The following is a 21684-nucleotide window of genomic DNA, read 5'->3' on the forward strand; positions in this document are numbered from 1 at the left end:
CCGTAGCGACCGGCTAGCGTCGGCGTGGCGCTCGACGCGAATGGATCATATCCTCGGTCGCATGAAGCGCATCGCCCTTGTCCTCGTCCCGATACTCGCGGCGGCGCCGCTGGCGGCGGCCGCACCCGCGCTCCTCACCCACTTCGCCCCCGCGGCGCTGGGCGGCATCACCGGACTGATCCGCTACACCGTCGCGCGGCCCGATCGGTCGGAAACGAGATTCGTGTTCCTGACCACGCCGACACCCGGCGGCTTGCCCGAGGAAGTGCAGGTCGTCGATCCGACCCTCCCGGACGTTCAACTGGCGGACGTCGAGGGAGCGGACTGCACGCTGGCGCATGTGGAGGTGGTGACCGGCCGGCGCCCCCTCGTGATCTCGGCGACGCGGGTTCCCGCGGCACGGCTCGAAGATAATGTGCAATCGTCGCCACAGCCCATGAACATCCGGCTCTACCGACCCAGGACGGCGGGCGACACTGGCCAGTCGCAGATCGTGTTGGCGGCGAACGGCGCGCCGACGCGAACCGCGCCGTTGTGCGATCTCGCCGCCGTCCGCGCCGCGATGCTGGCCGCAACCAAAAAGAACTGAGCGATGACGGACCAGCGTCGCTGCCCATCCACGCCGCCGGGCCGAGCAGGGGGCACGTCACCTACGTCTTCGCGGACGGGCACACCCTGACGCTGCACGGTACGCACCCATACCGGGACAACAATCCCGGCAATCTCCGCTATGCCGGCAAGGAGCAGACAATACTCGCCGCCGGTCGAGGGGCGACCGGCGCCACAGCGCTGACGACCGCTACGGCACTCTTCCGCAGATCGGGCGTTGGGGACGGCAGTTGGGTGCACTGGCGCGCCCGTCAGGAGACCCTCATGACCGATCCCGCCCCGCAGCCGTCGAACGGCAAGACCGCGCTGACTGACGACCTGCGTTCGCACTTCGGCGGCGACGCCCCGATCGCCGACAAGGCGCGCAGCTTCGCCAAGGCGCGGCCGTGGACGGCGGCGGCGTTCGTCGCGGGCGCGGCGGCCGTCGTGCTCGGGACGCTGCGTGGCAACCGTGGCTAGCGCCGCCGCGCCGCTGGTGGCGGCCGAGCCGGTGGTTCAGCCGGTGGCCCAACCCGTCGTCGTCCCGGCAACCGCCGGGACCGACTGGAAGCTGGCGCTGATCCGACTGGTCGAGGCGTTCGCTTGGCCTGCCGCGTTCGTGCTGGTGGCGCTGATCTTCCGCGTGCCGCTGGCCGCGTTCATCACCGCGCTCGCGCGCTCGGTGGGGCACTGAGGCGACGGGAGCTTACGACTTGCCGAGCTCCCGCCAGTCCTTTTCGCTCACCTCGACGTCGAACTTCCTCGCCGCCGCGACGATCCGCCTCCAGGCGGCATCGCGCTCATGGTCGGACACGTACTTGACCTGATCGAAGCGTGCGATCGCGTTTCGGACATGGCAGGCGTCCTCGATTGGCATTTTGCGCTCATCCGGGAATGCGAAGTTCGCGCCGGTCAAGTGATTGCGCTCGTCAGCGTCCAGTTTGGCCATCTCACCCTCCTTCAGAGGTGCCAACGCACGGCCATAAAAACAGACCCCGGCATCGCTGCCGGGGCCAGGTGTGTCCGCAGGAGGAACCGCGGTTGGGCGACGAGGGGAGAGGGTCCCCGCCGCCCAATCTTGTCAAACTTGATAGGCGCGTTCGCCATGCTCGCCGATGTCGAGGCCGTCGCGCTCGACCTCTTCGGTGACGCGCAGTCCGGTCAGCGCCTTGGCGACGTAGATCGCGATCACCGTGCCGACCGCCGCCCAGATGATCGTGGTGCCGACTGCCAGGATCTGCGTCACGAGCTGCTTGCCCATGTCGAAGTCCGGCTTGCCCGGCCCGCCGAGCGACGGGGCGTAGACGATGCCGGTGCCGATCGCGCCGATCATGCCGCCGATGCCGTGGATGCCGAACGCGTCGAGCGCGTCGTCATAGCCGAGCCGGGGCTTGAGCAGCGTCACCGCATAATAGCAGATCACGCTCGCCACCGCGCCGAGCACGATCGCACCGAACGGCCCGGCGTTGCCCGCCGCCGGCGTCACCGCGACGAGGCCCGCGATGATGCCCGAGCAGAAGCCGAGCGCCGAGCCCTTGTGACCGTTCAGCCGCTCCGCCAGCATCCAGAACAGGCCCGCCGACGCCGTGGCGACGAAGGTGTTGATCATCGCCAGCGCCGCCGACCCGTTGGCCTCCAGCGCGCTGCCGGCGTTGAAGCCGAACCAGCCGACCCAGAGCAGCCCGGTGCCGACCCCGGTCAGCGTCAGCGAGTGCGGCGCCATCCGCTCGACCGGATAGCCTATCCGCTTGCCCAGGATCAGCGCGGCGACCAGCGCCGAGACGCCGGCGTTGATATGAACCACGGTGCCGCCCGCGAAATCCAGCGCGCCCATCTTGAAGAACAGCCCGCCCGACGCCCAAACCATGTGCGCGATCGGGAAGTAGACGATCGTCAGCCAAACGGCGGCGAACGCCATCACGGCCGAGAACTTCATCCGCTCGACCACCGACCCCAGCACCAGAGCGATCGTGATCGCGGCAAAGGTCATCTGGAAACAGATGAAGACATATTCGGGGATCGCGACGCCGGCGGTGAAGGTCGCTGCGGTCGAATCCGGCGTGATGCCCTTCAGGAACGCCTTGCCGAAACCGGAGATGAAGTCGTTGCCGCCGTCGCCGAAGGCCATGGTATAGCCCCACATCACCCAGATCAGCATCGCGAGGCACGCCACCGCGCCGATCTGCGTCATCGTCGACAGCATGTTCTTGGCGCGAGTCAGGCCACCGTAGAACAAGGCCAGCCCCGGCACGATCATCGCCAGCACCAGCACGGTGGAAACCAGCATCCAAGCGGTGTCGCCCTTGTTGACCGTCGCTGCTGCGGGCGGTGTCGCCGCGTTCTGCAACGCCGCATCCTGTGCCCAGGCAGGCAATGCCGCGAAAAGCGCGAGGCTTGCCGCGCCCAAACCCTTGATCGTTCGACCCATGATCGTCCCCCTTGTCACAGCGCGTTCGCGTCGGTTTCGCCGGTGCGGATCCGCACCGCCTGGCCGACATCGAGCACGAAGATCTTGCCGTCGCCGATCGCGCCGGTGTTCGCCGCCTGCTGCACCGCCTCGACCACGCGGTCGGCGAGCGCGGTGTCGCACACTACCTCGACCTTGATCTTGGGAACCATGTTGGTGGCGTATTCGGCGCCGCGATAGATTTCGGTCTGCCCCTTCTGCCGGCCGAAGCCCTTGACCTCGGTGACGGTCATGCCCGCGACGCCGAGCGTCGTCAGCGCCTCGCGCACTTCGTCCAGCTTGAACGGTTTGATGATCGCAATGACAAGCTTCATGCCCGCCCCCCTTTGTTCTGAGGGAGGGCTTTGCACGTCGCGTGCCACCCGCGCATTGCCGACCGCACCGCCTCCCCGCCTCTGCGGGAGAGGCAATCACTGCACCGCAATGCAGCAAAGTGCGGCGGCGTGCCTAAATTACGGGCAGTATCATCCCCACACCCGCACCCGTTCCGCCGACGGCAGATACATCGCGTTGCCCGGCTGCACGTTGAACGCACGATACCAGGGGTCGAAGTTCCGGACGATGCCGTTGACCCGGTACTTCTCCGGCGAATGCGGATCAGACAGCAGCTGCGCGCGCAGCGCCCCCTCGCGCGTCTTGCCCTGCCACGCCTGTGCATAGGCGAGGAAGAAGCGCTGGTCGCCCGTGAAGCCGTTCAGCACCGCGGGCTCGCCATGCCGCGCCACATAGCGCCGGTATGCCGCATACGCCGTCTCCAGCCCGCCGAGATCGGCTAGGTTCTCGCCCAGCGTCAGCCGCCCCTTGATCCGCACGCCCGGCATCGGCTCATAGGTGTCGAACTGCGTCGCCAGCCGATCGGCCTGCACCGTGTAGAGCTTCGCCGTCGCCGGGGTCCACCAGTCGCGCAGCCGCCCCTTATCGTCGAACTGCCGGCCCTGATCGTCGAAGCCGTGTCCCATCTCGTGCCCGATCGTCGTCGCGCCGGTCTCCGCGTAATTGACCGCCGGGTCGGCGCTGGCATCGAAGAACGGCGGTTGGAGGATCGCGGCGGGCAGCGTGATCTGGTTCAGCGTCGGATCGTAATAGGCGTTCACCGTCTGCGGCGTCATGTACCACAGCCCGCGATCGACCGGCTTGGGAAAGCGCGCCAGCTGCAACTTCCACTGGAAAGCGTCCGACGCCACGTCGTTGGCGAGCGGGTCGGCGCGGTTCACCGTCAGCCCGCCATAATCGATCCACCGCGCCGGATGCCCGACGCGCGGGTCGAACGAGGCGAGCTTCGCCAGCGCCGCGCGCCGCGTCGGCGCGTCCATCCACGTCGCGCCCTCGATCTTCTCGCGATACGCGGCGCGCATGTCGGCGACCAGCTCGTCGGCGGCGCGACTGGTCGCGGGTGTCCAGTATTGCCCGACATAGATCTGCCCCACCGCCTCGCCCAGCGCGCCGTCGATCAGGCCCATGCCGCGCTTCCACCGCGCCCTTTGCTCGGGCACGTCGCGCAGCGTCTTGGAATAGAAGTCGAACTTCGCCTGATCGAAGGCGTGCGGCAGGAAGGCGGCGTGATCGCTGATGAAGCGCGCGGTCATCCACTCCTTCCACGTCGCCAGCGGCACGTCCGCCAGCCGCTTGCCTGCCGCCGCGACCGCGGTGGTCTCCGCCACATTGACCTTGGCCGCGCCGCCCAGCCCCATCGCCGCCAGCGTCGGCGTCCAGTCGAACTCCGGCGCCAGCGCGGTAAGCTGCGCGCGCGTCATCGGATTGTGCGTCGCCACCGGATCGCGCCGCCGTTCGGGCGTCCACTGGTCCTGGCTCAGCCGCGTCTCCAGCGCGATGATGCGATCCGCCTTCGCGGCCGGGTCGGCGATCCCCGCCAGCGTCTGGATACGGATAAGATAGTCGCGATACGCCGTGCGGATGCCGACGTATTTCTCGCCGCTCAGCAGGTAATAATCGCGCGTCGGCAGGCCCAGCCGCCCCTGCCCGGCATCGGCCATGTAGCGGGTCGGATCGTCGGCGTCGGTGGAGATGCCGATCCCGACCGGCGACGGATACCCCGGCCGCATCATCAACTGCACCAGCGCGCCGCGCGTGCCGACCGCGTCGATCCGCGCCAGCCACGGCCGCAACGGTGCCAGCCCGCGCGCCTCGATCCCGCCCTCGTCCATCCAGGCGGCGTAGAAATCGCCGACCTTGCGCTGCGTCGCGTCCGCCGGCGTGGCGGCGGCGGTCTCGATGATGCGGCGCACCTGCGTCAGGATCTCGTCGGGCAGCTCGCTGTTATACCCGGCGCTCGACTTGTCGGCCGGGATCGGATGGTTCTTCAGCCATGTGCCCTCGGCATATGCGAAGAAGTCGTCGCCCGGCTTCACCGACAGGTCCATGTCGGCCAGTTCCAGCCCCCAGGGCAGATAGCGCGGCTGGCCACCATTCTGGGCGAGCAGGGGCGCGGCGACGAACGCGACGCCAAGGAGCATCGGGGCGAGCAGGACGGAACGGCGCATGGAGAACTCCGATTGGGACACGCTCCTATATCGCCGAACGCTCGCGGGGCGAAGCGTCGCCGCGTTGCCACAATCGTCGGCCAAGGGGGCGTCATGCTCAAACCCCTCGCCGCCCTGGCCCTGCTCGCCGCCGCCGCTGCGCCAACGCCCGTCGATGAACGCCTCGTCGATGGCGACGCCATCGTGGCGATGACGGTGCAGGGCGTGTCGCTGCGGGTCCGCATCTCGCCGGGCGCGCCGGCGATGCCGGTCTTCACCGATACCGCCGCCGGTCGGGCGCGGCTGAAGGGCGGGCCGTTCGGCGCGCGGTTCGTGGTCGGCCCCGTCAAGCTTCCCGCGCGCACCGCCGTCGCCGACCTGACGCTCGGCCCGGTCGCGTTCAAGCGCCGCGTCGCCTGGACCGAGCGGCCGTTCGCCGAGGGCGTCGACGGCGTCATCGGCCCCGGCGGCGTGCCCGAGCAGGTGGTCCGCTTCGTGCTCGGCCCGTCGCGCCCCGGCGAACGCACGCTGACCATTCCGTACGACGACAGCCGCTGGGGCGTCGGCACCGCGCAGATGACGCTGGGCGGCGTCCGCACGGTCGTCCGCTTCGACCCGCTCGCCCCGCGCACGGTGGCGACCGCTGCGGCCGCGGTCGCGCTGGCCGCCGCGCATCGCGGCACCGTTTCGGGTGACCCGGCGCCGCTGCCGATCGCCTTCGGGGTGGAGCGCCCGGTCCGTACCCTGACGCTCGCCGACCCGCTTGCGTTGGGGCCGCTGACGATCGCCAGCCTCGCGGTCCGCGTCGCCGACGGTGGCGCCGCGAACACGCTGCGCGAGGCGGACGCCGACCCGGACGAGGTACAGGTGGTCGGCAAGGGCAAGCCGGGCCGCAGCAGCCTGCTGATCGGTCACGACCAGCTCCGGCACTGCTCCGCCCTGGTCTTCGACAAGGCCGCCAAACAGATCAGGCTGACCTGCGGCTGATTACTCCGCCGCCAGCGTCTCGACCTCGCGTTCCGCCGCCTGCCGGTTCCACATCTCCGCGTACAGCCCGCCGCGCCGCAGCAGCGCCGCGTGCGTTCCGCGCTCCGCCACCTCACCGCCGTCGAGCACGACGATCTGGTCCGCGCCCACCACCGTCGACAGCCGGTGCGCGATGACCAGCGTCGTGCGCCCGCGCTCCACCGCCTCCAGCGTGTCGAGGATCGCCGCTTCCGTGCGGCTGTCGAGCGCGCTGGTCGCCTCGTCCAGCACCAGCACCGGCGGGTCCTTCAACAGCGTCCGCGCGATCGCGACGCGCTGTTTCTCGCCACCCGACAGCTTCAGCCCGCGCTCGCCGACGCGGGTGGCATAGCCGTCGGGCTGCGCCTCGATGAACCCGGCGATCGACGCGCCCCGCGCCGCCCGCGCGATCTCGTCCGCGCCCGCACCTTCCCGGCCATAGGCGATGTTGTAGCCGATCGTGTCGTTGAACAGCACCGTGTCCTGCGGCACGATTCCGATCGCCCGGCGCAGGCTGTCCTGCGTCACGGCCGCGATGTCCTGGCCGTCGATGGTGATCCGACCGCCGGTCAGGTCGTAGAACCGGAACAGCAGCCGCGCGATCGTCGACTTGCCCGCTCCCGACACGCCGACGATCGCGCAGGTGGTGCCCGGCGGCACGTCCAGATCGATCCCGCGCAGGATCTCGCGCCCCTTTTCGCCCGCGTCATAGGCGAAGCGCACGCCCTCGAACCGCACGTGCCCCGCGCCCACGACCAGCGGCAGCGCGCCGGCCGCGTCGACGATCTCGCCCGGCGTATCGACCAGGTCGAACATCGCGCCCATGTCCAGCACGCCCTGCCGGATCGTGCGATAGACCATGCCGAGCAGGTCGAGCGGCCGAAACAGCTGGCTGAGCAGCGTCGACACCAGCACCACGTCGCCCGCCGAATACCGCCCCTCGCCCCAGCCCCGCGCCACGAACGCCAGTCCGCCCGCCAGCATCAGCCCGGTGATGAACGCCTGACCGACGTTCAGCCACGCCAGCGAGTTCTCCGACGTCACCGCCGCGTTGGCATAGGCGGTCATCGCGTTTTCATAGCGTTTCGCCTCGCGCGCCTCCGCGCCGAAATACTTCACCGTCTCGAAATTGAGCAGCGAGTCGACCGCATGCGCCACCGCGCCGGTGTCGAGGTCGTTCATCCGCGTCCGCAGCGCCGCGCGCCAGTCGGTCACCCACCGCGTGAACCAGATATACGCGACCACCATCACCAGCGTCGCCGCGACCAGTCCCCAGCCGAACGACCCCCGGAAGATATTGAGGACCAGCCCCAGCTCCAGCACCGTCGGCGCGATGTTGAACAGCATGAAATACAGCATCGTATCGATGCTCTTGGTGCCGCGCTCGACCACCTTGGTCACCGCGCCCGTCCGCCGCTCCAGATGGAAACGCAGCGACAGCTGATGCAGATGCGCGAACACCTTGACCGCCAGCGTTCGCGTCGCATCCTGTCCGACGCGCTCGAACAGCGCGTTGCGGCCGTTGTCGAACAGCGTCGTCGCGAACCGCGCACCGGCATAGCCGACCACCAGCGCGACGACGACCCACACCGCCGACCGCTGTCCCGCCGCCATGCGGTCGACCGCCCATTTCAGCGTATAGGCGCTGACATAGACCTGCGTGACCTTGCTGAGCGCCACCAGCAGCATCGCCCCCACGATCCGCGCCTTCAGCGCCGTGTCGCCGGCGGGCCACAGATACGGCAGAAAGCGCCGCAGCGTCGGCCACAGCGGTCGCTCTGGTCGGGTCGGGTCGGAGATCATGGGAGGCATTGACGCCTATATAGGACGCGCGCCCCCCGCTTAAATCCTCCCCGGCACGGGGAGGCGGCGCCGCGCAACGGTGACGGAGGGGGCTCACCGCGGACCACCCGCCGGGAGTGTCGCCCCCAACCCGAGGAACCCCACCCGCCCTCGCCCGTTTCACCCGCTATGAGCGCGATGTTCTTCGTGGTGGCGATAATGGGCTGCGGTGACGGCACCGACGCCTGCCGCGACGCGCGCGTCCTCCCCGCCCGTTACGAAACCGCCGCCCAGTGCAATGCCGCCCTGCCGCAGCGGCTCGCCGAAAACAGCGACGTCGACTTCCCGACCATCCAGGCCGATTGCCGCCTCCGGGGGGCGCAGGTCGCCGAAATCAAGCCGCCGCGCCGACCGGGCTGATCTCGCGTCAGCGCGGCCGCGTCCACAGCGCCGGATCGCGAACGCTCGGTCGATACAGCCGCTCTCGACGCGCCGCCTGCCATCCCGCCCGCGCCACGAACCGCAGCTTCGCCGTGCGCGACGTCGTCACGCGATGGTCCCAGGCGTGCTCGCCCTTCGCCGCCACCTCGCGCCCGATCGCACCGTAGATGCCCGCCGCCGCCAGCACCGCCCAGGCGGAGCGGAACGGCAGCGCCGGTGTCCCGTATCGCGCGCTCGCCTCATGCCCGGCCGCACCCGCCGCCAGTCGCCGCGCCAGCACCGCCAGCCGCCGGCGATACGGCGGCTTCATGTGTTCGCCCGGCGGCACGTCCATCTCGACCAGCCAGTCGACCGGCAGATAACAACGCCCGGCGGCGGCATCCTCCGCCACGTCGCGCGCGATGTTCGCCAGCTGGAACGCGATCCCCAGGTCGCACGCCCGGTCCAGCGTTTCCTCGTCGTCGGGGCGGACCCCCATCACCACCGCCATCATGCAGCCGACGACGCCCGCGACATGGTAGCAATAGCGATACAGATCGTTGGTCGAGCGCGGCCGCCACTCCTCCGCGTCGAGCGCGAATCCGGCGACCAGATCGCGCGGCCATTGCGGCGGCAGGTCGACCTCGGCGGCCACCAGCGCCAGCGCGTCGAACGCCGCATCGCCCGTCTTCTCGCCGCGCAAAGCCGCCTCGGTCATCGCCGCCAGCTCCGCCACCCGCGCCGGCGCGTCGACGACCGCGGTCATGCCGTGGCCGTGATCCTGCCCGTCGGCGATGTCATCGCAGCGCCTGCACCACGCATACAACAACCACGCCCGCTCGCGCGTCACCGGGTCGAAGAGTTTCGACGCAGCAGCGAAGGACTTCGACCCGACCGCAATCGAGTCCCTTGCAGCCGCGACGATCTGCGCCCTCGTCATCCCCGCGAAAGCGGGAATCCCGCTTCTTCCGTCGACCTCACAACTCGCTCGCCTTCGTCGCCACGATCGCCTTCGCCGGCACGAACGCCGCCATCCGCTCCAGCAGCACGTCGAGCGCATTGCCGACGATCAGCAACTCCAGATGCTGCGGCCGCAGGAAACCGACCTCCGCCATCGTCGCCCAGAACGCGACCAGCCCGTCATAATAGCCGAACGCATTCAACAGCCCGACCGGCTTGGCGTGATAGCCGAGCTGCGCCCAGCTCAGCGCCTCCCACAGCTCGTCCATCGTCCCGGTCCCGCCCGGCAGCGTCACGAAGCCGTCCGACAGATCGGTGAACGCCTGCTTGCGCTGATGCATCGTCTCGACGACGTGCAGCGCGCTCAACCCGCGATGCGCCACCTCCAGATCGACCAGCGCCTGCGGAATCACCCCGATCACCTCGCCGCCGGCCGCCAGCGCGCTGTCGGCGACCGCCCCCATCAGCCCCAGCCGACCGCCACCATACACGACGCCGATCCCACGCTCGGCCAGCGCGCGGCCGACATCGCGGGCCAAGTCGACATAGGCGGGGTCGGCCGGTGTTGCGGAGCCGCAATAGATGGCAAGGCGCTTCATCGTGCGAAGAGTTGATAGACAGCCACCGCGACCAAGATTCCGAGACCTTGGACGACGATCCAGATCGTCCGAACACGTCCTCGGGCCAAGCCCAAGTCGCGGAGCACCTTGACCTGCTCCGGCCGCGCCACCTTGTCGTACCACCGGTTGCCGTATCCAAGCGTCTCGTGTGCCATCACCCTTCCTCCAGCATCAGCTTCGCCGTCGCCTTGGCACTTCCCACCACGCCGGGGATGCCCGCCCCGGGATGCGTCCCCGCGCCCACGAAATACAGGTTGCCGATCGTGTCGTCGCGGTTGTGGACACGGAAATACGCGCTCTGCAACAGCGTCGGCTCCAGCGAAAACGCGCTACCCAGATGCGCGTTCAGGTCGCGGCCGAAGTCGGGCGGGGCGTAGCTGAACTTCGTCACGATGCGATCGTGTATGTCGGGGATCAGCCGCCGCCCGATCTCGTCCAGGATGCGCTTCTCCAAGATCGGCCCGACCACGTCCCAATCGACCGGCGCCTTGCCCATGTGCGGCACCGGCGCCAGCGCATAGAAGGTCGAATGCCCCTCCGGCGCCATCGACGGATCGGTGACGGTCGGATGGTGCAGGTACAGCGAGAAATCCTCGCTCACCACGCCGTGCGTATAGATGTCGTCGAGCAGCTCCTTGTAGCGCGGCCCGAACAGGATCGAATGGTGCGGAATGCCGGGCCAGGTGCCGGTGATCCCGAAATGCACCACGAATAGTGACGGCGAGTATTTCTTGCGCTCCAGCCGCCGCGCCGTCCGCTGCGCCGAGCGGCTGTCGCGCAACAGCGACGTATAGGCGTGCATCACGTCGGCGTTGCAGGCGACCGCGTCTGCCTGCCCCTGCCAGCCGCTGGCGCACGTCACCCCGGTGGCGCGCTCGCCCATCGTCTCGATCGCGGTCACCGGATCGCCCAGCCGGACGACCCCGCCCAGCCGTTCGAACTGCGCGATCATGCCGGCGATCAGCCGGTTGGTCCCGCCCTTCGCGAACCAGACGCCGCCGTCCTTCTCCAGCTTGTGGATCAGCGCATAGATCGCGCTGGTCGTCATCGGGTTGCCGCCGACCAGCAGCGTGTGGAACGACAGCGCCTCGCGCAACTTCTCGTTCTTCACGTAACTCGACACGATCGAATAGACCGATCGCCACGCCTGATATTTCATCAGCGCGGGCGCGGCCTTTATCATCGACGCGAAGTCGAGGAACGCGGCATGGCCGAGCTTCTCATAGCCCTCGTGATAGACGCCCGCCGAATATTCCAGGAACTTGGCATAACCCGCGACGTCCGCCGGGTTCAGCTTCGCGATCTCGCGCGTCAGCTGCGCCTCGTCGTTGGAATAGTCGAAGTTCGTCCCGTCGGGCCAGTTGAGCCGATAGAAGGGCGACACCGGCTCCAACTCGACGTCGACCGCCATGTCGCGCCCCGACAGCGCCCATAATTCCTTCAGACAGTCGGGATCGGTGATGACGGTCGGCCCGGCGTCGAACACGAAGCCGTCCCGTTCCCAATAATAAGCGCGCCCGCCCGGCTTGTCGCGGCCCTCGACGATGGTGGTCTGCACACCCGCCGATTGCAGCCGGATCGCGAGCGCCAGCCCGCCGAACCCGGCCCCGATCACGATCGCCGTCTTCACGATACACCTCGCAGCGCGGTCAACGCGCGGCCGATCGGCACCGGCGGCTTGCCGATCAGGATTCGCGCCTTGTCGCCGAACGTCGACCGGCCGGAATAGAAGCGGCGGACCACGCCTGGCCCTAGGCGATAGAAGCGTTCGATCACGCGGACGCGCTCGGGTGGATCGGCGGCACGGAACAGCATGGCATTAAGCATCCGATAGAAGCGGCGGTCGCGCCAGGTGGCGCGCGCATGGTCGTGGGTCAGGTCGTGCAGCGCCGCGCCCGACAGGTCGCGCGTGTCCGCGATCCTGACGGCGAGCCGCACCGCGTCGGGCAGCGAATAGCCGGTGGCCGGCTGGAACAGGCCCGCGCGCATGCCGACCTTGGCGACCCCGCGCCCGGACGAGTGCCAATAGGCATCGAAATCGCCGCCCAGCGCGATCGGCAACACGCCGGTCTCCTCGCGCAGCACGTCCGCGACCTGCCACCCCTGCGCGGCGGCATAGGTGTCGATCCGCTTGCGCAACGTCGCGGCGGTCAGCTTGGACGTATCGCTGAAATAGGTGTCCTCGACGAACATCCGCGTTTCGTCGAACGGCAGGGTATAGACGAAGCGATAGCCGTCCAGCTGCGGCACGCGCGCATCCATCACCGTCGGCTGCGCGCGGCCGTGCGGCGCCGCCAGCTTCAGTTCGCGGCCCAGGAACTTCTGCCAGCCCAGCTCCAGCCGCGACAGGTCGCCGGCACCGCGCGCATCGACCACGCCCGTCGCCTCCACCCGGTCGCCCGATTGCAGCGCCACCCCCGTCGCCGACACGGCCAGCACCTTCGCGCCCAGCATCACCCGCTCCGGCGGCAGCGCGGCGCGCACGCCCGCGTCGAACCGCTCGCTCTCGATCGAGTAATAGGGTTGCGCCAGCGTCCGCGCATGGCCGGGAAAGGCGACGTCGTAGCCGGGCCAGGCATGGCTGACGAGCGGGGTCAGCAGCCAGCGGTCGGTCTTGGCGATGTCCGCGCCGAAGAACGACCAGACGTGATTACCGCCCAGCCGCTCGCCCGCCTCGATCAGCCGCACGTCCAGCTCGGGCTGCCGCGTGGCGAGCGCCAGCGCCAGCAACCCGCCCGCCAGCCCGCCGCCGACGATCGCGACGTCGCACCTGATCGTCGAAGCCATTCCCCACGCCTACCGCATCGCACGCGACCCGAACAGGCGCGACGTGCTCTCCGGCAACACGGATCAACGCCACGATCGGCGGGGGCGGCGGTGCCGCGCCTCCATCTTGGCCACGCCGGGACGGCGAAGACCCGATCGCGGCGACGCTATGCGACCCGTCATCCCAACCACCGCCGCCACCATGGCGGCTGCCGCGCCGCCGCCGCCGGCTCCGGCGGCATGACGGCCACCACCGGCGCTGTCGGCGGCACCGGTCCGACCGCGGGCGGCACCCGCACCTTTGCCGGCGCGTCGGGATCGATCCGCGCCAGTTCCAGCATCAGCCCGGTCAGGTCGGTGCCCAGACTGTCGTGGTTCTCCGCATCGAACGTCGCGCGCAATGCGCGACCGACCGGATAGAGCCCGGCGCCCTGCCGGCTCTCCAACTCGTCCTCGGGCGGAACCTCATCGCTCGACACACCGGTACCCCAATCGAGGCAAGAACGCAGCAATGCCGCTGCGTTTCCCCCGCGTCGCCAAAGCCGCCACACTGTTGCCGCCATGCAATGCCGATCCGGGTCGCCCCCCGAAGAAGTGGCGCATGCCCGCGGTACAGGGTACAGCGCTGTCGGTGCCCCCGCTCCTCGCCATCCTCCTCTCCGCGCTTGCCATGTCGGCGATCGTGGGCGGGCGGTATCTGCTCGCGAGCGGCGGGTTCGCGTTGGCGACGCGGTTCAGGCATCCCGGCCTCTATCGTGGGCTGGACGCGCAGGTGCGGCGCGAGATCGCGTGGAGCCTGGCTTCCGCAGCGATCTACGGCATCCCCGCCGGCGTCGTCGCCTGGGGCTGGGCGACGCAGGGCTGGACGCTGATCTACCGCGACGTCCACCTCTACCCGCTCTGGTATCTGCCCGTGTCGGTACTGCTCTACATGATGGCGCACGACACCTGGTTCTACTGGACGCACCGCTGGATGCACCGGCCCCGGCCGTTCCGCCTCGCCCACGCCGTCCACCACGCCAGCCGCCCGCCCACCGCCTGGGCCGCGATGGCGTTTCATCCCATCGAGGCGCTGACCGGGGCTGTGGCCATTCCGCTACTGGTGTTCGTGATTCCGATCCACGTCGCGATGCTGGGGGTAGTGCTCGCCACGATGACGGTTATGGGCGTCACCAACCATATGGGGTGGGAGATATTCCCCCGGTTCATGTGGCGCGGGCCATTGGGTGACTGGCTCATCACTGCGAGCCATCACCAGCGTCACCACGAACAATATGGGTGTAACTATGGCCTCTATTTCCGTTTCTGGGACAGGCTGTGCGGCACCGATCGCGGAGTCGGCGACTTCACGAAGGCGCGCGCGCGTCGGCCGTGCGGCGCTGCTCGCCTGGACGGCGGCGTTGCCGGCGATGCTGGGCGGGGCGGCGCCCGTGTCGCGGCTGGACGTGACGCTTGATCGGCTGCGGTCCGCGAAGGGAATGATCCGGGTCTGCCTGACCGCCGATCCGGGCAATTTTCCCGCCTGCGTCGACGATCGCGACGCGGTGACGCTGAGCGTTCCCACCCGCGCCGGGCGCTTCGCCTTTCCGGCCCTACCGCGCGGCGACTATGCGCTGGCGGTGATTCATGACGAGAACGGCAACGGTCGGCTCGACACCTTCGCCGGTATCCCGCGCGAGGGCTACGGCTTTTCCCGCAACCCCGCCGCCCGGTTCGGCCCGCCGCGCTTCGCGGCAGCCCGCTTCACGCTGGATGGGGCCGGTCGGGAGGAACGGGTTACGGTGAGGTACATCCTGTAATCCGAGCCGAGCTTTCGCCTGACTTGGCCGGAGGCGAGCCGGGCAAGGCACCGCCGGCAAGCCGACCGTCCCACGGATGTCGCAGACTCTGGCCATCCGACGCCATGTTTCGCCGCCAACCGATGCAATTCTGCCACACCTCCGCACCTCATCGTCTGCGTTCGGACCCAAACCCTATTGACGGCGTTACGGACGCGAAACAGCTTATGACAATTGGGGAAACTGCCTTGCGCCTTCTCGCTCTCACCGTCGCGCCGCTCGCACTGATCGCAATTCCCGCGGCCGCGCAGAATGCGCCCACCGCCGTACCCCCCGACGCCGCGGAGGCGGTCGACGCGGCGGGCGGCGATTCCATCACGATCGGCGCGGGCGGCGCCTACCTGCCGGATTACGAGGGCTCGAACGACTATCGCTTCTCGCCCGCGCCAGGCGCGATCGGGTCGGTGCACGGCTTCAACTTCACGCTCGCGGGCAATCGCCTGTCGGTCGACCTCATCCCCAACCGCCCCGGCCCCGGCATCGACATACAGGCCGGCCCGGTCGGCGTGCTCAACTTCAACCGGTCCAGCGTCAAGAACATCGACGACGTCCGCGTCCGCGCGCTGGGCGAGGTGAATACCGCGATCGAGCTGGGCGGCTATGTCGGGATCGGCAAGACCGGGGTCATCACCAGCGACTTCGACCGGTTGAGCTTCTCCTTGTCCTATCGCCACGACGTCAACAACGCGCACGACAGCGGTATCTGGGCGCCCAGCATCAACTACCTGACGCCGCTCAGCCGCAAGACGCTGGTCGGGCTGTTCGTGTCGGCCGAGCATGTCAACGACCGCTACGCGCGCACCTACTTCTCCGTCACGCCGGGGCAGGCGCTGGTCTCCGGGCTGCCCGCCTACAACGCTGGCGGCGGCTGGAAGAACTACACGATCGGCGCGCTCGGCACCGTGTCGCTGACCGGCGACCTGTTGCATGGGTTCAAGCTGGTGGGCGGCGGCACCTATGCCCGGCTGCTCAACGATTTCGGCGACAGCCCCGTCACTCGCATCGCCGGCCGGCGCAGCCAGTGGCTGGGCGTGGTCGGTCTCGCCTATACGTTCTGAGGCCGGGATGCGGAATTGGCGCTTACTTAATGGTCAGCGCTGAATCTTTCCGCTACCGGAACCAACAATATCATCGGCTGTTGCTAGATGGTTAAGGAAAGGGAGTGCCCCGTATGACCGATACCGCCCAGTTGGTGGAAGCATTCGATTCACGAGTGCAGCGCCGTGAGCAACGGCGAGAGTTCTTCAAGGCCGTAGTCGGCGCGGCGGCGATCGGCGCGGGAGCGTTCGCGTTCGCGTCGGCGGCCGAGGCGCAGGCGGTGACGGATAACGATATCCTGAACTTCGCGCTCAACCTCGAATATCTCGAGGCGAATTTCTACTATTACGCGGTGTTCGGCACGCCGATCCCGGCGACATCGATCACGGGTGTGGGCACGGCGGTCCCGACCGACTCGCTGTCGCTCAACGCCGGTGCCCACGCGGTGCCGTTCACCGACGCCGTGGTCGCTCAGTATGCGCGAGAGATCGCGGCCGACGAGCTGGCGCACGTCAACTTCCTGCGTTCGGCGCTGACTTCGGCGGCCGTCGCGCAGCCGCAGATCGACGTCGGCATCACGCCCAACGGGGCGTTCAGCTCCGCGGCGCGGGCGGCCGGGATCATTGGGGCGACCAGCGATACGGCGCCGACTTTCTTCGACCCCTATGCATCGGACGAGAATTTCCTGCTCGGCGCGTTCATCTTCGAGGACGTCGGTGTCACCGCCTACAAGGGTGCGTCGCCGCTGATTACCAGCAAGGCGTATCTCGAGGCGGCGGCTGGCATTCTGGCGGTCGAAGCCTATCACGCGTCGATCGTCCGTACCGTGCTGTATGCCAAGGGCATCGGCACGCCCGCGACGGCGACCACGCCGGCGGTGGTGGCGCAGCCGGCGCTGATCACCAACGCCGGTAAGATCTCCGACGCGCGCGATTCGCTGGACGGAACGAGCGATCTCGATCAGGGCATCGCCACCGACAATAGCGCTGTCGGCGCACGGTCAAACATCGCGCCGCTCGACGGCAACGGGCTCGCGTTCAGCCGGTCGACGGGGCAAGTGCTGAATATCGTCTATCTGAACAGGGCGGCGGTTACGCTGGGCGGGTTCTTCCCGCAGGGCGTCAACGGTAGCATCCGTACCAGCGCCAACAACGTGCCAGCAGCCTGATCCGAGCAGGGAGAGAGACAATGATTCAGAACAACGCCATGCTCGAGATCATCGAGCGTTCCGAAGAGCGTCGCGCGGAGCGTCGCCGTTTCCTTAAGGTCGCGGGTGCCGGCACCGCCGCCGTTGCGGGTATGTCGATGCTTGCCGCGTGCGGCAGTGACAACGATCCGGTGCAGGGCACGACCCAGCCGCCAGTGACCACGACGCCGACGCCGACAGCGGCGCAGATCGATCTGGACGTGCTAAATTTCGCGCTTAACCTCGAATATCTGGAAGCTACCTTCTACTCCTACGCGGCGTTCGGCGCGCCGTTGTCGGCTGCCATCACCGGTGGTGTCGGCACCACCGGGACCGTGACCGGCGGTCGCCAGGTGACGTTCACCGACCCGCTCGTGGCGCAATATGCCCGTGAAATCGCGGCGGACGAAGTCGCGCACGTGAACTTCCTTCGTAACACCCTGGGTAGTGCGGCGGTGGCGCTTCCGTCGCTGAACATCGACGGTGGGGCCACTGGCGCGTTCACGGCCGCCGCTCGCGCCGCCGGGATCGCTACCAACCCGACTACCGGAGCGATCGACAACACCAACGGCACCTTCGATCCCTACGCGAACGACAACAACTTCCTGCTCGGCGCGTTTATCTTCGAAGACGTCGGCGTGACCGCCTACAAGGGCGGTGCACCGCTGCTGGTCAACAAGACCTATCTCGAAGCGGCGGCCGGTATCCTGGCGGCGGAAGCGTATCATGCGGGCCTGGTTCGCACGGTGCTCTACCGAAAGGGCGTTGCGACGCCGTCGCTGCGGACCGCCACCGATGCGATCTCGAATGCGCGTGACTCGCTTGATGGAGCCAGTGACGACGATCAGGGCATCACCGGGACCGGCACCGGTTTCACGGGCACGTCCAACATCGTTCCGACCGACGCCAACGGGATCGTCTACAGCCGCAACACCAATCAGGTTCACCACATCGTGTATCTGAATGCGGCCGCGGGCACGTCGTCGGGCGGGTTCTTCCCCGCCGGCACGAACAGCGCCTTCCGGGTTGCGGCTGCCAATCCCTAAGACAACGAGGTGGCGTGACGGCTCGTCGCCGTCGCCTCAGTGATGCAATTAGAGGGTCGCGTTCCTTCGGGCACGCGACCCTTTTCCTTTGCACGTCACCTCCACCGCGCCTATGTTCGAGGCTGTCCCCGGGGGGCCGCTGATGCGCGGCTGAGAGGGAGCGAGCACGCTCCGACCCGCCGAACCTGATCCGGCCCCTCATTTCGAGGACTGACCGGCGGAGGGAGGGAGCGGCTTTCGGCTCGCGAAATCCGTCCTCGCTCCGACATTGGAGCGATACGCAATGGCCGACATCCCGTCCAAGTTCGACATCGGCGTCACCACCGGCCCGATCCGCGGCAGCCGCAAGATCCACGTCGGCCCACTCGGCGTGTCGATGCGCGCGATCGACCTCGATCCCGGCTGCGGCGAACCGCCGCTCAACGTCTACGACACGTCCGGCCCCTACACGGACCCGGCCGTCCGCATCGACATCGGTGCCGGCCTGCAACAGCGCCGCCGCGCCTGGATCGAGGCGCGCGCCGATGTCGAGAGCTATGACCGGCGCGAAACCCGGCCCGAGGACAATGGCCAGCTCGGCCCGGATCGCAGCGGCGGCGTTCAGCCCTTTCCCAACGTCGTCCGCCGCCCGCTCCGCGCGAAGCCGGGCCAGAACGTCAGCCAGATGCACTATGCCCGGCGCGGCATCGTCACGCCCGAGATGGAATATGTCGCCATCCGCGAGAACATCGGCCGCGACATGCTGCGCGATCACGTCCGTGACGGCGAGTCGTTCGGTGCCGCCATCCCCGACCACGTCACGCCCGAGTTCGTCCGCGACGAGGTCGCGCGCGGCCGCGCGATCATCCCCAACAACATCAACCACCCCGAATCCGAGCCGATGGCGATCGGGCGCAATTTCCTGGTCAAGATCAACGCCAACATCGGCAACTCCGCCGTCGCATCGAACGTCGCGGCCGAGGTCGACAAGCTCGTCTGGTCGATCCGCTGGGGCGCGGACACGGTCATGGACCTGTCGACCGGCCGCAACATCCACGACACGCGCGAGTGGATCATCCGCAACTCGCCGGTCCCGATCGGCACCGTGCCGATCTATCAGGCGCTGGAGAAGGTCGGCGGCATCGCCGAGGAGCTGACCTGGGAGATCTTCCGCGACACGCTGATCGAGCAGGCCGAACAGGGCGTGGATTATTTCACGATCCACGCCGGCGTCCGCCTGCCCTACGTTCCGCTGACCGCCAAGCGCGTGACAGGCATCGTCAGCCGCGGCGGCTCGATCATGGCGAAATGGTGCCTGTCGCACCACAAGGAGAGCTTCCTCTACGAGCGCTTCGACGAGATCACCGAGATCATGCAGGCGTACGACATCGCCTACTCGCTCGGCGACGGCCTGCGCCCCGGCAGCATCGCCGACGCCAACGACGAGGCGCAGTTCGCCGAGCTCTACACACTCGGCGAACTGACCCACCGCGCGTGGAAGTCCGACGTCCAGGTGATGATCGAAGGCCCCGGCCATGTGCCGATGCACAAGATCAAGGAGAATATGGACAAGCAGCTGGAGGTCTGCGGCGAGGCGCCCTTCTACACGCTCGGGCCGCTGACCACCGACATCGCACCCGGTTACGACCACATCACCAGCGGCATCGGCGCCGCGATGATCGGCTGGTACGGCACCGCGATGCTCTGTTACGTCACGCCCAAGGAGCATCTGGGCCTGCCGGACCGCGACGATGTCAAGGTCGGCGTGGTGACCTACAAACTAGCCGCCCACGCCGCCGACCTCGCCAAGGGCCACCCCGCCGCGAAGCTCCGCGACGACGCGCTGTCACGCGCCCGCTTCGAGTTCCGCTGGCGCGACCAGTTCAACCTGTCGCTCGACCCGGACACGGCGGAATCCTACCATGACCAGACGTTGCCGGCGGAGGGTGCCAAGACGGCGCACTTCTGCTCGATGTGCGGCCCCAAGTTCTGCTCGATGAAGATCACGCAGGAGGTGCGGGACTTCGCGGCGAAGCAGAACGCGGCGGTGGGAACGTTCATCGCCGCCGAGGAGGCGGAGGCCGGGATGGCCGGGATGAGCGAGCGGTTTCGCGAGAAGGGCGGCGAGGTGTACATTGATGCTGGCGCTCGGGACCATCACTAAGATGGGCTTCTCTAATATACTTAGGTACTAATATGGAACCAGCGGCTAAGTTGATCACTGCGCTAGCAGCACTTATAGGCGCGCTGGCTTGGCCAGCTGCTGTCTTGTCTTTGGTACTGATCTTTAGACGCGAGATACGCGGTGCGCTAGCAAAAATTCCTAGCGTTATAGACCGCGTAAAAGCGCTCAAAGTTGGCGCAGTGGAAACCGAACTTGAAAAGGTCGCTGATCAGTTAGGCTCTCAAACGTCAGAGTCTGGGGCGGTGAGCATCGCCGAAGTGGAAGCCGCAGCTAAGATCGTCTTGGATGCGGGGGTGGTGGGCGAACCAGTGCTGGTAGATCAACTCGAGCGTCTCTGTATCGAGTATGATACTATTCGACGTGTTATGCCGGCGAGTGACCGACGTACTCATGCAATGACTCGAGTCTTTGTTCAGATGCGTTCGTTGGGTCCGTCGATTTCAGATCGCGTCGACGCTTACAAGTCATCGAGATCAGCAGGTAGGCGACTTGCGGCGGTCGCAATGATGCAGATGGAGCCAAACAAGGCGGACATGGAGTGGCTAGTCGGCCGTTTTCGCGAGGAGCATCCCTTTGTATTCTATCATGCCGCATTGGCTCTACAGAACGTAGCGAATGACGGGACGATTGATATGCTCGAGGCGGCAAAAAGGGCAGCGTCAGAAGCGTTATCGATCTTGGGAAGTTTTGAAGGGCAGCCAGACGCTAGCTCGGTTCAAGTTTTAGAAGCGCTGGTTGAGAATCGCTTCAGTGGCTTTTATTCCTAACCCTCAATAATGATACCGACACTGCGCCACCTCCAGCACCTGCTCCTCACCTGACCCGGCGACCCGATACACCAGCCGGTGCTCGTGACTGATCCGCCGCGACCACCAGCCTGACAGGTTGCCGCCGAGCGGTTCGGGCTTGCCGGTGCCCTCGAACGGATGACGGCGGCATTCTTCGATCAGCGTGTTGACCTTGGCGAACAGCTTAGGGTCGTGCGCGTGCAGGTCGAGATACTCCGCCCACGATCGCGACGAGAACCGGTCGTTCACGGCCGCAAGAGTTCGCGCACCTCGCCGCCGCCCGCGTCCAACTCCGCGACGCTTTCGAGCAGCCGCTTCGCATTGGCCGGCGAGCGCAGCAGGTACAGCGTCTCCTCGATCGACGCCCACTCGCTCGCCGAGATCAACACCGCGCCCTCGCCCCGCTGGCGCGTGATGGCGAGGGGCGCGCGACCGGCGACGACCTTGTCGATCATCGACTTCAGATTTTCGCGGGCTTCGGAATAGCTGACGGCTTGCATGGACAAACTATGGACAGGACTATGTCCAACGTCAAT

General features: G+C 67.6%; 25 protein-coding genes and 1 riboswitch. Of the genes, 12 read left to right on the top strand and 13 right to left on the bottom strand.

Going from position 1 to position 21684, the window contains the following annotated elements; genetic code table 11:
• Nucleotides 1-61 precede the first annotated feature (61 nt).
• The 3 genes from ACOFKS_RS09125 to ACOFKS_RS09135 all read left to right on the top strand — a co-directional run bounded on the left by ACOFKS_RS09125 (nt 62) and on the right by ACOFKS_RS09135 (nt 1282).
• Nucleotides 62-589, top strand: coding sequence for a hypothetical protein (locus tag ACOFKS_RS09125; protein WP_419808927.1), 528 nt, complete (start codon nt 62-64; stop codon nt 587-589).
• A 284-nt stretch (nt 590-873) separates the two neighbouring features.
• On the top strand, nt 874-1068 hold the full coding sequence (locus ACOFKS_RS09130; RefSeq protein ID WP_419808928.1) for a hypothetical protein: 195 nt from the start codon (nt 874-876) through the stop codon (nt 1066-1068).
• On the top strand, nt 1052-1282 hold the full coding sequence (locus tag ACOFKS_RS09135) for a hypothetical protein (protein WP_419808929.1): 231 nt from the start codon (nt 1052-1054) through the stop codon (nt 1280-1282). The genes ACOFKS_RS09130 and ACOFKS_RS09135 overlap by 17 nt, the downstream gene beginning before the upstream one ends.
• A 12-nt stretch (nt 1283-1294) precedes the next feature.
• Here ACOFKS_RS09135 and ACOFKS_RS09140 read toward each other — a convergent pair whose 3' ends face one another.
• The 4 genes from ACOFKS_RS09140 to ACOFKS_RS09155 all read right to left on the bottom strand — a co-directional run bounded on the left by ACOFKS_RS09140 (nt 1295) and on the right by ACOFKS_RS09155 (nt 5556).
• Nucleotides 1295-1537, bottom strand: coding sequence for a DUF6582 domain-containing protein (locus ACOFKS_RS09140; RefSeq protein WP_419808930.1), 243 nt, complete (start codon nt 1535-1537; stop codon nt 1295-1297).
• A 132-nt stretch (nt 1538-1669) separates the two neighbouring features.
• Nucleotides 1670-3016, bottom strand: a complete 1347-nt coding sequence (locus tag ACOFKS_RS09145) for an ammonium transporter (RefSeq protein ID WP_419808931.1) — start codon at nt 3014-3016, stop codon at nt 1670-1672.
• A gap of 14 nt (nt 3017-3030) precedes the next feature.
• Entirely contained in the window at nt 3031-3369 is a 339-nt protein-coding gene (locus ACOFKS_RS09150; protein ID WP_419808932.1) for a P-II family nitrogen regulator, read from the bottom strand.
• Nucleotides 3370-3519: 150 nt separating this feature from the next.
• Complete coding sequence (locus tag ACOFKS_RS09155) at nt 3520-5556, bottom strand: M13 family metallopeptidase (protein ID WP_419808933.1); 2037 nt, start codon at nt 5554-5556, stop codon at nt 3520-3522.
• 93 nt (nt 5557-5649) lie between these two features.
• Between ACOFKS_RS09155 and ACOFKS_RS09160 the strand changes: the two genes are divergently transcribed.
• On the top strand, nt 5650-6522 hold the full coding sequence (locus ACOFKS_RS09160; RefSeq protein ID WP_419808934.1) for a hypothetical protein: 873 nt from the start codon (nt 5650-5652) through the stop codon (nt 6520-6522).
• Here ACOFKS_RS09160 and ACOFKS_RS09165 read toward each other — a convergent pair whose 3' ends face one another.
• Complete coding sequence (locus ACOFKS_RS09165) at nt 6523-8352, bottom strand: ABCB family ABC transporter ATP-binding protein/permease (protein WP_419808935.1); 1830 nt, start codon at nt 8350-8352, stop codon at nt 6523-6525. It abuts the gene before it with no gap.
• Between the two features lie 168 nt (nt 8353-8520).
• Between ACOFKS_RS09165 and ACOFKS_RS09170 the strand changes: the two genes are divergently transcribed.
• Nucleotides 8521-8742, top strand: coding sequence for a hypothetical protein (locus tag ACOFKS_RS09170; protein ID WP_419808936.1), 222 nt, complete (start codon nt 8521-8523; stop codon nt 8740-8742).
• A gap of 7 nt (nt 8743-8749) precedes the next feature.
• Here the strand turns inward: ACOFKS_RS09170 and ACOFKS_RS09175 are convergent, their stop codons facing one another.
• The 6 genes from ACOFKS_RS09175 to ACOFKS_RS09200 all read right to left on the bottom strand — a co-directional run bounded on the left by ACOFKS_RS09175 (nt 8750) and on the right by ACOFKS_RS09200 (nt 13567).
• A complete protein-coding gene (locus ACOFKS_RS09175) occupies nt 8750-9682 on the bottom strand; it encodes a phytoene/squalene synthase family protein (RefSeq protein ID WP_419808937.1) in 933 nt (310 codons plus the stop codon).
• Between the two features lie 37 nt (nt 9683-9719).
• Nucleotides 9720-10301, bottom strand: a complete 582-nt coding sequence (locus ACOFKS_RS09180) for a TIGR00730 family Rossman fold protein (RefSeq protein ID WP_419808938.1) — start codon at nt 10299-10301, stop codon at nt 9720-9722.
• Nucleotides 10298-10477, bottom strand: coding sequence for a hypothetical protein (locus ACOFKS_RS09185; protein WP_419808939.1), 180 nt, complete (start codon nt 10475-10477; stop codon nt 10298-10300). Before ACOFKS_RS09185 ends, ACOFKS_RS09180 begins: the two co-directional genes overlap by 4 nt.
• Nucleotides 10477-11952: a phytoene desaturase gene (locus ACOFKS_RS09190; protein ID WP_419808940.1), complete on the bottom strand. Its 1476-nt coding sequence runs from the start codon at nt 11950-11952 to the stop codon at nt 10477-10479. The genes ACOFKS_RS09185 and ACOFKS_RS09190 overlap by 1 nt, the downstream gene beginning before the upstream one ends.
• Nucleotides 11949-13109 (bottom strand): lycopene beta-cyclase CrtY, encoded by a 1161-nt coding sequence (gene crtY / locus ACOFKS_RS09195; protein WP_419808941.1) that lies wholly within the window; start codon nt 13107-13109, stop codon nt 11949-11951. Before crtY ends, ACOFKS_RS09190 begins: the two co-directional genes overlap by 4 nt.
• Before the next feature lie 158 nt (nt 13110-13267).
• Complete coding sequence (locus ACOFKS_RS09200) at nt 13268-13567, bottom strand: hypothetical protein (RefSeq protein ID WP_419808942.1); 300 nt, start codon at nt 13565-13567, stop codon at nt 13268-13270.
• Nucleotides 13568-13689: 122 nt separating this feature from the next.
• On the opposite strand from ACOFKS_RS09200, the gene ACOFKS_RS09205 reads away from it, so the two are divergent.
• The 7 genes from ACOFKS_RS09205 to ACOFKS_RS09235 all read left to right on the top strand — a co-directional run bounded on the left by ACOFKS_RS09205 (nt 13690) and on the right by ACOFKS_RS09235 (nt 21127).
• The gene (locus tag ACOFKS_RS09205; RefSeq protein ID WP_419808943.1) at nt 13690-14544 is read left to right on the top strand and encodes a sterol desaturase family protein; all 855 of its coding nucleotides are present in this window, start codon (nt 13690-13692) and stop codon (nt 14542-14544) included.
• Entirely contained in the window at nt 14498-14887 is a 390-nt protein-coding gene (locus tag ACOFKS_RS09210) for a DUF2141 domain-containing protein (protein WP_419809282.1), read from the top strand. The genes ACOFKS_RS09205 and ACOFKS_RS09210 overlap by 47 nt, the downstream gene beginning before the upstream one ends.
• Nucleotides 14888-15093: 206 nt before the next feature.
• Nucleotides 15094-15984 (top strand): MipA/OmpV family protein, encoded by an 891-nt coding sequence (locus ACOFKS_RS09215; protein ID WP_419808944.1) that lies wholly within the window; start codon nt 15094-15096, stop codon nt 15982-15984.
• A 113-nt stretch (nt 15985-16097) separates the two neighbouring features.
• A complete protein-coding gene (locus tag ACOFKS_RS09220; protein WP_419808945.1) occupies nt 16098-17132 on the top strand; it encodes a ferritin-like domain-containing protein in 1035 nt (344 codons plus the stop codon).
• Between the two features lie 20 nt (nt 17133-17152).
• Entirely contained in the window at nt 17153-18196 is a 1044-nt protein-coding gene (locus ACOFKS_RS09225) for a ferritin-like domain-containing protein (RefSeq protein WP_419808946.1), read from the top strand.
• Nucleotides 18197-18315: 119 nt separating this feature from the next.
• A riboswitch (TPP riboswitch) is annotated at nt 18316-18439 on the top strand.
• A 40-nt stretch (nt 18440-18479) separates the two neighbouring features.
• Nucleotides 18480-20339 carry a phosphomethylpyrimidine synthase ThiC gene (gene thiC / locus ACOFKS_RS09230; RefSeq protein WP_419808947.1) on the top strand — a complete coding sequence of 620 codons (1860 nt, stop codon included), beginning with the start codon at nt 18480-18482 and terminating at the stop codon, nt 20337-20339.
• A gap of 32 nt (nt 20340-20371) precedes the next feature.
• Entirely contained in the window at nt 20372-21127 is a 756-nt protein-coding gene (locus ACOFKS_RS09235) for a hypothetical protein (protein ID WP_419808948.1), read from the top strand.
• 3 nt (nt 21128-21130) lie between these two features.
• On the opposite strand, the gene ACOFKS_RS09240 is transcribed toward ACOFKS_RS09235, so the two are convergent.
• Entirely contained in the window at nt 21131-21397 is a 267-nt protein-coding gene (locus ACOFKS_RS09240; protein WP_419808949.1) for a Txe/YoeB family addiction module toxin, read from the bottom strand.
• Nucleotides 21394-21648, bottom strand: a complete 255-nt coding sequence (locus ACOFKS_RS09245; protein WP_419808950.1) for a type II toxin-antitoxin system Phd/YefM family antitoxin — start codon at nt 21646-21648, stop codon at nt 21394-21396. The genes ACOFKS_RS09240 and ACOFKS_RS09245 overlap by 4 nt, the downstream gene beginning before the upstream one ends.
• Nucleotides 21649-21684: the final 36 nt, after the last annotated feature.

The organism is Sphingomonas sp., from assembly GCF_965200135.1.
In the GTDB taxonomy this organism is placed as follows: Bacteria; Pseudomonadota; Alphaproteobacteria; order Sphingomonadales; family Sphingomonadaceae; genus Sphingomonas.